This window comes from Anaerobiospirillum thomasii, assembly GCF_900445255.1.
Classification (GTDB): Bacteria; Pseudomonadota; Gammaproteobacteria; order Enterobacterales; family Succinivibrionaceae; genus Anaerobiospirillum_A; species Anaerobiospirillum_A thomasii.
The window spans coordinates 1-9,807 of record NZ_UAPU01000004.1; the positions used below are offsets into that span (position 1 = coordinate 1).

The 9,807-nt window shown below is 37.8% G+C and carries 13 protein-coding genes and 1 pseudogene; 6 read left to right on the forward strand and 8 right to left on the reverse strand.

Features of this window, described 5'->3' with window-relative positions; all coding sequences use genetic code 11:
- Positions 1-236: 236 nt before the first annotated feature.
- Together DRZ93_RS13945 and DRZ93_RS00230 are read right to left on the reverse strand one after the other, a co-directional pair.
- Entirely contained in the window at positions 237-434 is a 198-nt protein-coding gene (locus DRZ93_RS13945) for a helix-turn-helix domain-containing protein (RefSeq protein ID WP_113745442.1), read from the reverse strand.
- 728 nt (positions 435-1,162) lie between these two features.
- Positions 1,163-1,351, reverse strand: coding sequence for a hypothetical protein (locus DRZ93_RS00230; protein WP_113745443.1), 189 nt, complete (start codon positions 1,349-1,351; stop codon positions 1,163-1,165).
- Positions 1,352-1,810: 459 nt separating this feature from the next.
- Here DRZ93_RS00230 and DRZ93_RS13475 point away from each other — a divergent pair, with 459 nt between their 5' ends.
- The 3 genes from DRZ93_RS13475 (at position 1,811) to DRZ93_RS00245 (ending at position 2,594) form a co-directional block, all read left to right on the forward strand.
- The gene (locus DRZ93_RS13475; protein WP_172457974.1) at positions 1,811-1,966 is read left to right on the forward strand and encodes a hypothetical protein; all 156 of its coding nucleotides are present in this window, start codon (positions 1,811-1,813) and stop codon (positions 1,964-1,966) included.
- A gap of 148 nt (positions 1,967-2,114) precedes the next feature.
- Positions 2,115-2,267, forward strand: a complete 153-nt coding sequence (locus tag DRZ93_RS00240; protein WP_218564227.1) for a type II toxin-antitoxin system HicA family toxin — start codon at positions 2,115-2,117, stop codon at positions 2,265-2,267.
- Between the two features lie 45 nt (positions 2,268-2,312).
- Positions 2,313-2,594: a hypothetical protein gene (locus DRZ93_RS00245; protein ID WP_113745445.1), complete on the forward strand. Its 282-nt coding sequence runs from the start codon at positions 2,313-2,315 to the stop codon at positions 2,592-2,594.
- 299 nt (positions 2,595-2,893) lie between these two features.
- On the opposite strand, the gene DRZ93_RS00250 is transcribed toward DRZ93_RS00245, so the two are convergent.
- From DRZ93_RS00250 to DRZ93_RS00260, 3 genes are all read right to left on the reverse strand, one after another.
- Positions 2,894-4,141, reverse strand: a complete 1,248-nt coding sequence (locus tag DRZ93_RS00250) for an IS256 family transposase (protein ID WP_113743108.1) — start codon at positions 4,139-4,141, stop codon at positions 2,894-2,896.
- 240 nt (positions 4,142-4,381) lie between these two features.
- Positions 4,382-5,275 carry a DUF7946 domain-containing protein gene (locus DRZ93_RS00255; RefSeq protein WP_113745446.1) on the reverse strand — a complete coding sequence of 298 codons (894 nt, stop codon included), beginning with the start codon at positions 5,273-5,275 and terminating at the stop codon, positions 4,382-4,384.
- A gap of 113 nt (positions 5,276-5,388) precedes the next feature.
- Positions 5,389-5,580: a hypothetical protein gene (locus DRZ93_RS00260; protein ID WP_113745447.1), complete on the reverse strand. Its 192-nt coding sequence runs from the start codon at positions 5,578-5,580 to the stop codon at positions 5,389-5,391.
- Between the two features lie 397 nt (positions 5,581-5,977).
- Between DRZ93_RS00260 and DRZ93_RS00265 the strand changes: the two genes are divergently transcribed.
- Positions 5,978-6,316 (forward strand): hypothetical protein, encoded by a 339-nt coding sequence (locus DRZ93_RS00265; RefSeq protein ID WP_146741071.1) that lies wholly within the window; start codon positions 5,978-5,980, stop codon positions 6,314-6,316.
- Between the two features lie 3 nt (positions 6,317-6,319).
- Positions 6,320-6,625 carry a hypothetical protein gene (locus DRZ93_RS00270; RefSeq protein WP_113745449.1) on the forward strand — a complete coding sequence of 102 codons (306 nt, stop codon included), beginning with the start codon at positions 6,320-6,322 and terminating at the stop codon, positions 6,623-6,625.
- Between the two features lie 206 nt (positions 6,626-6,831).
- On the opposite strand, the gene DRZ93_RS13950 is transcribed toward DRZ93_RS00270, so the two are convergent.
- Positions 6,832-7,377 carry a BRO-N domain-containing protein gene (locus DRZ93_RS13950; protein WP_425450880.1) on the reverse strand — a complete coding sequence of 182 codons (546 nt, stop codon included), beginning with the start codon at positions 7,375-7,377 and terminating at the stop codon, positions 6,832-6,834.
- Positions 7,378-7,452: 75 nt separating this feature from the next.
- On the opposite strand from DRZ93_RS13950, the gene DRZ93_RS00280 reads away from it, so the two are divergent.
- Positions 7,453-8,700: an IS256 family transposase gene (locus DRZ93_RS00280; RefSeq protein WP_113743108.1), complete on the forward strand. Its 1,248-nt coding sequence runs from the start codon at positions 7,453-7,455 to the stop codon at positions 8,698-8,700.
- A 277-nt stretch (positions 8,701-8,977) separates the two neighbouring features.
- Here DRZ93_RS00280 and DRZ93_RS00285 read toward each other — a convergent pair whose 3' ends face one another.
- Together DRZ93_RS00285 and DRZ93_RS00290 are read right to left on the reverse strand one after the other, a co-directional pair.
- Entirely contained in the window at positions 8,978-9,229 is a 252-nt protein-coding gene (locus DRZ93_RS00285; protein WP_113745451.1) for a BRO-N domain-containing protein, read from the reverse strand.
- 262 nt (positions 9,230-9,491) lie between these two features.
- Positions 9,492-9,761 (reverse strand): annotated as a pseudogene (locus DRZ93_RS00290) (TIGR02391 family protein); the annotation flags it as partial.
- Between the last annotated feature and the right edge of the window lie 46 nt (positions 9,762-9,807).

Below are 9,807 nucleotides of genomic sequence, written 5' to 3' on the forward strand. Positions count from 1 at the left end.
GAAGATGCTAAAGTTCTCTCAAAGAGACAATTTGCTCTCTCTCAGATATTTGCTTTTATTATTTGTCTTAGTGGTATAGCTGGCGCCATTATATTGGGATTCAAGGTAATGAATTAGCTTTTTGGAGTCTTAGGTATACCAATTGCCATTGTTGTTACCGCTTTTTAAGAAGAAGAAATAAGGCGCCACCTGGCGCCCTTGTTTATTCTGGCATATCCTTCTTAAATAATCTCTGATCACCTTAAACAAGGGTCATCTGAGAAAAGGGCTTTAAATAGTAAAGTTTTTATTTTTTCTGCCTGTCTGTCCGTCACCGGCCTTAGACCTCTTTCCATTTTGGAGACATACTCAGCTGATATGCCAAGCTGCGCTGCTAACTCCTCAGGTGATAACCCCATAGCCAGACGCAGCCTTTTGTATAATTTGCTATCCATATTTTTATGTCCTATAATTTAGGAGAAAGAAGGGGTTGCCCCCTTCCGTTTTATCTCCTTTGCTTTGACTTTTTGCGTTCTAACTCGTTTTCTTGTTTCTGCACTATTTCAGAAAACTGTCTTTTAGCATTAGTAGAGCAAAGGATCCAAAGAATTTCAAACTTTTCCTTATAGGTTAATTTCATTCTTTGTTCTCCTTAAATTGAACATCCTTTTCAGGGCCCAGTCTTAACTGACTGTAGTTATATTGTACGATAAATCCGTACATAAAGTCAATGCTTTTTAGCTTACAAGGTCAAAAAATGAACGAAAATTTGATTACTTCAAGGCTATGATTTTGGCCAAGACGCTGCTGAGCGTATCCACAATTTCAGGATTAAATTTATATTATTGTGCGCCATATGCTCAGCTGTATGCGCTACACTTGGCTTCTATGCTGTTACAACAGAAGATGATAATTTTATTGGTGCCCTCATTTTTGCGATCTTGGTCAGTGGCATGGCTATCTTTGCCTACCGGGCCCATTGGCTTGATATGCGAGACAAGTATTATGAATGATCAAAAATGATTATGACTACTACATGACAGAGTATAAAGAGTTTTAAAATAAAAAGCCCTCAATGAGAGGGCCTTATCATCAGCAAAAATCTAAACTCTAAAATTACCGATTTTATTTTTAAATGCACATTTCATCACCCCATTATCAGACTAACCCATGAAGGTTTTTATTAATTTTTAGCAAGCAGAATATCCAATACATAACGACTTAAATTCTTGCCACTCTCCTGGGCCAGTCTTTTAATCTCCTGCTCCTCTTCTTTGAGACATGACACCACAATCCTGCCCTCAGCCTTTGGCTTGTTGCTGATAGTGCCCTTTGGACGTCCTGCTCCTTCTCTTGAGCCACCTCTAGCCATAAAAGAACCTCACACCTGTAAAACAATTGATATCACTTGTAATGCTATTATGATTTTTAAAAGCGTTTCTCTCTGCTCATTTTGACATCCTTTTATCTAATATACAATTTAGGAGCCCTGCCTCCACAGGGCCTAAGGTTATTTTAAAAAGGTCAAGGATTGATATTAGTATTTGAATAAGTGTAAGTATGAAAATAGCTAAATCAAAACTTGACCATCCTTGTTTACGTTGGCGTTTTTGCCTTCGTTTCTTTTTCATCATGGATGCCTCCTACTCCATGTTATCATGCCCTTATTATAACACTATTGAATAATAATTACAATAAAAAATCAAACAAAACAGCATATATTTTGCGTTTTCTATCTAATGCAACCTATATCAATCTAGTGCAACTCCATTCATTTTGCTTTGACGTGGCTTTTCTTAGATCCTATAATTAGGGAAAAAGAGGTGTTGACATGAAATACAGAATAGGTTGGCCAGGGTGGAAGTTTGCTTATAAATTAGGCTTTACTATGACCTATAAAGTGAGTTTTGAGTACTCTCTCGCTGATGACGAATTTCAAAATGAAGAAGAAATTTGTATACATATACTGGATATTTTGATGATTTAGATCTTGCTTTTGAGGCTCTTACATTTGAAGAGTTGATTAAAGAAGCTCAATCAATTGCAAATGAGTATGTTGAAATGCAATGTAAACAGATAAGCTTTCTTCAAAAATTCAACCTATTCTGCCTCAGCATATAAAAGGTCTTGTTTAAATGGGCCACAATGGGTATGTAAAGCTAAGCAAAATTTTAAAAAAATATGGCTGTACAGTTATAAGGCAGGGGAAAGGCTCTCATGAATGGTGGTACAGTCCAATTTCAGAGAACACTTTTACAGTGTCCAAAATATTTATAAAAGAGACATGATGAATGTAATTTTAAAACAGGCGGGACTTAAAAAGGAGTTTTAAGTTGAAGTATAGAATTGGTTGGCCGGGGTGGAAGATAGCCTATAAGCTTGGCTTTTCACTATACTATCGGTATGTTGTCTACTTTAATAAAGATCTTAAACATTTTTGTGGATATAGTCCTGATGTTAAAGGAGTCATAGCCGAGTCAGAAGAACTACGTGAAGTTATTGAGGCAATACAGGACAGTGTTAATGAGTTTATTGCAATAGATTTAAACACCACTAAAAATTTAAATATTAAGCCATTAGGTGCATTAAAAGGGAGGGAACGGAGATCTGTGTAAACTAAGATCTCTTATTCTTTAATTGCGCAATTTTAGAATCTAAATTTATGCTATCTTGTTTTTTTCAACAATTCAATACCTCATTTCATGATTTTGCCTCTTCCTGCCCCTGAAAGCCTTTTATGGATTGGCGTAGCCAACCCCGTAGGGGCTTGTCCATAAATGGCTGAGGGGGCAGGAATCCCATGTTTATCACGTTTTGTCTCCCTTGGCTCTATGTTTTACAGGATGCGACAACCCATAGGTAATACGTAGTATTACCTATCCGCGCGGCGGGCTTGCTCCTATACGCTTAAAAACTAGTTTATATATGGCCTTATACGTTCAGCCAGACTATCAATGCATGTCATCTGGTTTAAGACAGATGTCCAGTTCCTGACTCTGCTCACACCCCATTTCTTGGCCAGGTCGCCTGTAATTCTTAAATAAAAGACTTTAAACACGGCATTCTTGTTCTCAAACATACCTATTTTAGTGACCTTACGTAAGCTGGAGTTTACGGCCTCTATAGCATTAGTGGTGTACATGATTTTGCGTATTGCCGATGGATAGTTAAACAGCTGTGTTACATGGTTGAAATTGTTCTCCCACACCCTTATAGCTCCAGGGTATTTATCACCCCATTTGTCTATAAGGTGCAGCAGAGCTTCCTCAGCTGCCTCTGCATTAATAGCTCCATACATTGCCTTGCAGTCGGCACAGAAAGCCTTTAAATCCTTGTAAGGGACATATTTACAGGCATTGCGTATAAGGTGCACAATGCATCTTTGTACAACTGTCTGCGGGAATATAGACTTTACTCCGTCTTCAAGACCAGAGACACCGTCCATAGACAGGAAAAGTATGTCCTTAACGCCTCTGCTCTTGATATTGTCAAATATATTCATCCAACATGACTTTGACTCTGTTGGGGATATATAAAGCCCCAAAACCTCTTTATACCCCTCAGCATCTAAGCCTAATATTACATATACGGCATGATTCTCTGTAGAGCCCTTGTCATTCTTCATCTTGACATAGATGCAGTCTACAAAGACAAAGGTATACAGAGGCTTTAACGGCCTGTTAAGCCACTCATTAACATCCGACAGGATAAGGTCCGTTATAGTGGAGATCTTGTCTTGAGAGAGCTTAAAACCATAGATTTCCTCAATGGTTGAGCTTATATCCCTCTGACTCATGCCTCTTGCATACATGGCCAGGACCTTTTGCTCTATCTGAGATACGTCTTTTTCCCTTTTTGGGATAATTACTGGCTCAAAGGTTCCTTCACGATCACGTGGAGTGTTGATCTCTGCCTCACCAAATGAGCCTTGAATGGTTTTCTTAGAATAGCCGTTGCGCCTGTTGGTGGTCTCCTTCTCATCAGTGCTGCTCTTGCTATAGCCTAAATGAGCATCAAGCTCAGTATTAAGGATCCTTTCAAAAACAGGTGCAAATGCTTCTTTAATAGCATCTTGAGCACTCTGGGCATCTTTTGGGTTGTAGTGCTCCATTATAAGGTCAGCTATCTTTTCAGCCATTGGGCTATGTTTAATTCTTGCCATATTAAGTAAACTCCGATAATGGTTATATTTTAAATCATCTATCTTCGTTTACACAGTTTTTAGTTCACTCTCCATTAAAAGGCAAAATTGCGTGAACGGTTATTATAAAGCAGTATTAGAGATACTTTTAAAAAATTGGCTCTCATTTCTCCAATTAATTTCTTAAAATAAACTAATCCCCATCCCAACCTTCAAATAGTTCCATTGTATAATCTCGTTGTTTATATAAAACATGTAATTTTATAAATTATAATCTTTTAAAGTATGCGCATCGTAAATGTTATATATTTTATTCTTTGCTGTTGTTTTTAATTTGGCTTGTACTCTTAAAATTTCTCCTGTATTAAATGCTGTGGTATATACGTTAGATGGGAGACTGAACGCATCATCAGATATTACGGCATTATGTTTGATAAAGCTTTCGTTGTCATTTTCATAATAGTTGTTGTTTGGGCAGTCTTCAGCTTTGATAAAAGTACATTTATTTGATATCTTATTTAATGAGCAAAGTATAATATCAAACTCCATTATTTGGGATACAACAGGTTGCTCATTTTTAGATATTACTTTTTTTACTTCATTATCAACAGTAGCTATTAGCTTATCCTTTTCCTGTAAGTTTGTAGCTGGCTGAATCAAATCAATTTCACCACAACTTTTACCAATTGGATTTAGAGCGTTTCTGCTATACATCTTTGTAATTTCAGCTATTTTATCTATGGCATGTTTTGCAGTATCCGCCGTAATTTTTTGTGACTCTATACTATAATTTAAAATTGCATTAACAGCGTTTTGTGAATCACTATCAGATCTTTTACTAAATATAAAACTACACATAGCGTTAAACAACTCCCTTATAGAGTTTATAGTCTCCCCTATCGGTTGGGCTGCTTGAGATATTGCCGAAATAATGGCTATTATCTCAATTGAGCCGGGGGCAAGCTTTGCGTCTGTTACTACATCTACAATCCAATTTTCAGGTTTTTCCTCAATCCTTCCGCTTACAGAATAAGTTCCAACGATTGATAATACATTTGAGTATCCTGACAAGGACTTTGCAAAGTCTTCCAACGAAATGCGATATTCACCTAATTTCAAGTCTTTATATTTAATTTTTATTTGAAACTCATCCATAGTCAATGCTCTTATAAAAATAGAATCGTTTTTATAGTTTATCAAATGAGAGATATATGACATCTAATATTTTAATAATTGTTGCACATTAAAGGCGCCATTGGCGCCCCTCTCTATTTACGACCCTCAAAAATTTCTAGCATAAACTCACTTACGTTTTTATTGGCCTCTTTAGCTGCATCTTTTATTTTCTGCTCCATCTCTTTGGTGCAGGATATAACAATGCGCCCTGTCTTGTAGCCCGTACCGCCTGTAGTAGATCCAACTTTACGGCCAGCCCCTTCACGTGCTCCACCCTTAGCCATTAATTATCTCTCCTATCTTTAAACAAATCATAATCAAATTCACAGCAATTAGAATCAGACACATAATCTCTATTCTATTAAGTGGCTCAAATTTCTTTTTCATGTTAAACTTCCTTATATCTAAGAGCCCCACCTCCATGGGGCTATATATTTATCTTAGGTAAAGGTCTAGGATGTAGTAAATTATTGTTGCTATTGAAGTTACCAACATAATTTTATCCGTCCTAGACCATTCTTTTTTACGCTCACCCTGTTGTGCGCGTTTCTTTTTTGGTGGTCTTTTCATTATCACCTCCTTGGCCTCTATTATATCAATAATTGATTAATATGGCAACAATAATCAATAAATATTTTACATTTTTGCTAAAATAGTTATAGATTTTAATTTCTAGGAGACATGATGCCTGTTTATATGATTGTGCCTGTCGGTACTTCAATAATTACTCAAGAGCTTGAGGATAGAATAAAAAGCGTAATAGCAAGCCCCTCAGATATGTATATGCTTTTAAACAGAAATGCCTGCTATGTTGCATTTAATGGTATCAGTACCGAGCTAAGAGATAGGCTCAATCTAGGTGGCAAAAATAACCCTCATATGTCAGATAGTGAAATATCAGAGGCTCCTAATATTCCCCCAATTTCAGCTATTATCATATCTGTTGTACCTGGTGGGTTTAATGGTTATGCCCCTACTGATATATGGGAATGGTTAAATTTAAAAATGGGCCCATACTAAAACATGGCTAATCAATTCCCAGAGCAGACCAACTCAGTTGCTCCTACAAAAAATGATTATCCAGATAAGATGCATTCTCTTTCTGAAAGGGTGTCTATATTAAATAATGATCAAAAGCATTTAAAAGAGCTCCATGAAAAGGACTTAAAGATAATAGAATCATCAACACAGAGCATTATTAAACGTCTTGAAAAACTAGAAGATAAAGTTGAAAAAATAGACTCATTAAGATGGAAAATTGTTGGCGCAGCTGCCACTTTGGTATTTTTTGCAACCATTACTGCGGCAATTTATAAATCATTATCATAATTTAATGCGCTAGCGCCAGGCAAGTGGCGCCTCTGCCTGGCAGTCTCACCTAGCGTGCCAAGTGAGGGCCCTAAGGCCGTGAAGAGATCCGGCACCTTAGGGGAAATGTCCCCACATTTTTGCGCAGCTTAAGCCGTAGGCCGTGGGGCTCTGTCAGTTAAATTATAGCATTTCTAATCGTTCTAATCTTTCTAGTCACCATCTATTCACTTTACAAATTTTTCAGCGATGCAAAGATCTAGATCTTCTAAGTCAAAACCTCCAAAGTCAGAAGGATAGTGCTCTTTAACAATAGGCTTGATTGTATATAAAATCACCTCCTGAAGAACGCCAAGCACGTGGCAATTCAGATCGCCTAACAAATAATTGAGCTTTCTAAATATCCTATCGTTCTGATCGTAGCTCTTTACTAGATTTTTTAAGGCGCATAGCTGCGTCTCATTTAATGCATATTGACCTCTGCTTGCTTTGGCAGTTGCAACATCAATTAAATTTTTTACAAACTGGGCTTGCTCATCTGTGAATAAAGGCACATGTTTAGGAGCTGTGCATGATTCAGTTCTATAGACGATTGAGTACAAATCTCTATAGTTCTCAAGGCGTGCCTCTTTTTCCTCTGCTGACATGTATGTACCTGTCCTTCTTATCTGAGGCAGAACCTCTGATGTAACCCATTTTTTGAACTCTTTTGCCTTTGGAAGTTTGGAGCCGAAGATGAGGGCATACATGCCACTTTCATTTATATAATTAATTTTGAGAGTGAACTAAAAACTGTGTAAACGAAGATAGATGATTTAAAATATAACCATTATCGGAGTTTACTTAATATGGCAAGAATTAAACATAGCCCAATGGCTGAAAAGATAGCTGACCTTATAATGGAGCACTACAACCCAAAAGATGCCCAGAGTGCTCAAGATGCTATTAAAGAAGCATTTGCACCTGTTTTTGAAAGGATCCTTAATACTGAGCTTGATGCTCATTTAGGCTATAGCAAGAGCAGCACTGATGAGAAGGAGACCACCAACAGGCGCAACGGCTATTCTAAGAAAACCATTCAAGGCTCATTTGGTGAGGCAGAGATCAACACTCCACGTGATCGTGAAGGAACCTTTGAGCCAGTAATTATCCCAAAAAGGGAAAAAGACGTATCTCAGATAGAGCAAAAGGTCCTGGCCATGTATGCAAGAGGCATGAGTCAGAGGGATATAAGCTCAACCATTGAGGAAATCTATGGTTTTAAGCTCTCTCAAGACAAGATCTCCACTATAACGGACCTTATCCTGTCGGATGTTAATGAGTGGCTTAACAGGCCGTTAAAGCCTCTGTATACCTTTGTCTTTGTAGACTGCATCTATGTCAAGATGAAGAATGACAAGGGCTCTACAGAGAATCATGCCGTATATGTAATATTAGGCTTAGATGCTGAGGGGTATAAAGAGGTTTTGGGGCTTTATATATCCCCAACAGAGTCAAAGTCATGTTGGATGAATATATTTGACAATATCAAGAGCAGAGGCGTTAAGGACATACTTTTCCTGTCTATGGACGGTGTCTCTGGTCTTGAAGACGGAGTAAAGTCTATATTCCCGCAGACAGTTGTACAAAGATGCATTGTGCACCTTATACGCAATGCCTGTAAATATGTCCCTTACAAGGATTTAAAGGCTTTCTGTGCCGACTGCAAGGCAATGTATGGAGCTATTAATGCAGAGGCAGCTGAGGAAGCTCTGCTGCACCTTATAGACAAATGGGGTGATAAATACCCTGGAGCTATAAGGGTGTGGGAGAACAATTTCAACCATGTAACACAGCTGTTTAACTATCCATCGGCAATACGCAAAATCATGTACACCACTAATGCTATAGAGGCCGTAAACTCCAGCTTACGTAAGGTCACTAAAATAGGTATGTTTGAGAACAAGAATGCCGTGTTTAAAGTCTTTTATTTAAGAATTACAGGCGACCTGGCCAAGAAATGGGGTGTGAGCAGAGTCAGGAACTGGACATCTGTCTTAAACCAGATGACATGCATTGATAGTCTGGCTGAACGTATAAGGCCATATATAAACTAGTTTTTAAGCGTATAGGAGCAAGCCCGCCGCGCGGATAGGTAATACTACGTATTACCTATGGGTTGTCGCATCCTGTAAAACATAGAGCCAAGGGAGACAAAACGTGATAAACATGGGATTCCTGCCCCCTCAGCCATTTATGGACAAGCCCCTACGGGGTTGGCTACGCCAATCCATAAAAGGCTTTCAGGGGCAGGAAGAGGCAAAATCATGAAATGAGGTATTGAATTGTTGAAAAAAACAAGATAGCATAAATTTAGATTCTAAAATTGCGCAATTAAAGAATAAGAGATCTTAGTTTACACAGATCTCCGTTCCCTCCCTTAATTTTTGCTTTTTTGCCTAGTGAGTCAACGCCCTCGCGTTTCGCTAGGTCGTCATCATGGACGTGTTTTTTAACAGCGTCATGAGGGTTTGAATACCCTAAAGCATCACATAGATCCTTGGCACACATCCAAAGGTTATTTTTAAAATCAATCTCAGTGCGAATGGTTGAATCTTGAAAGTTTAAGACTTGTAATTTAGTCATGATTGTTTCCTTACTTTATTTTTTTGAATTGAGATCTTAAGTGGGTGGGTAGGTGCTCAAAAACCGAAGTAAGACGGCCGTGCTTATTCAATATATTCACACGACACCTACCATAGACGCACAGTATAGTTACAGCTATACCATGGGTAGAAAGGTTGCGCTCTTACTTCATAGTGTTTTTGAAGCACTAGTCCCACGACTTAAGGACACTACTAATATAGAGCGCTTTTTGAATTTTTGCAAGTTTAAAAAATTATACCCCTCATTTACTGTTATCAAGTTTTCTGTATAGGTATGAAATAATAGTGAATAAATCAAACAGATCTTCCTTTCCTTCACATAACATTACCGGTCTGTGCGCTAAAGGATTCCTTATGATTGAATAGGCAGCTTTAAATAACAGAGCTATTGCCCTCTGATCTTTTAAATCCTGCTCTGATTCCATTTTTGTAAGTTTTACTAAAGGCTGACTACATAAAAGAGCCTGATCAATAAGCATATGACCATCTATACCGCTGTTTAGATTTGCTTTACGCCTTAATCTTCAAACAATCCTTTTGTTGCTTCAAATAGGACAG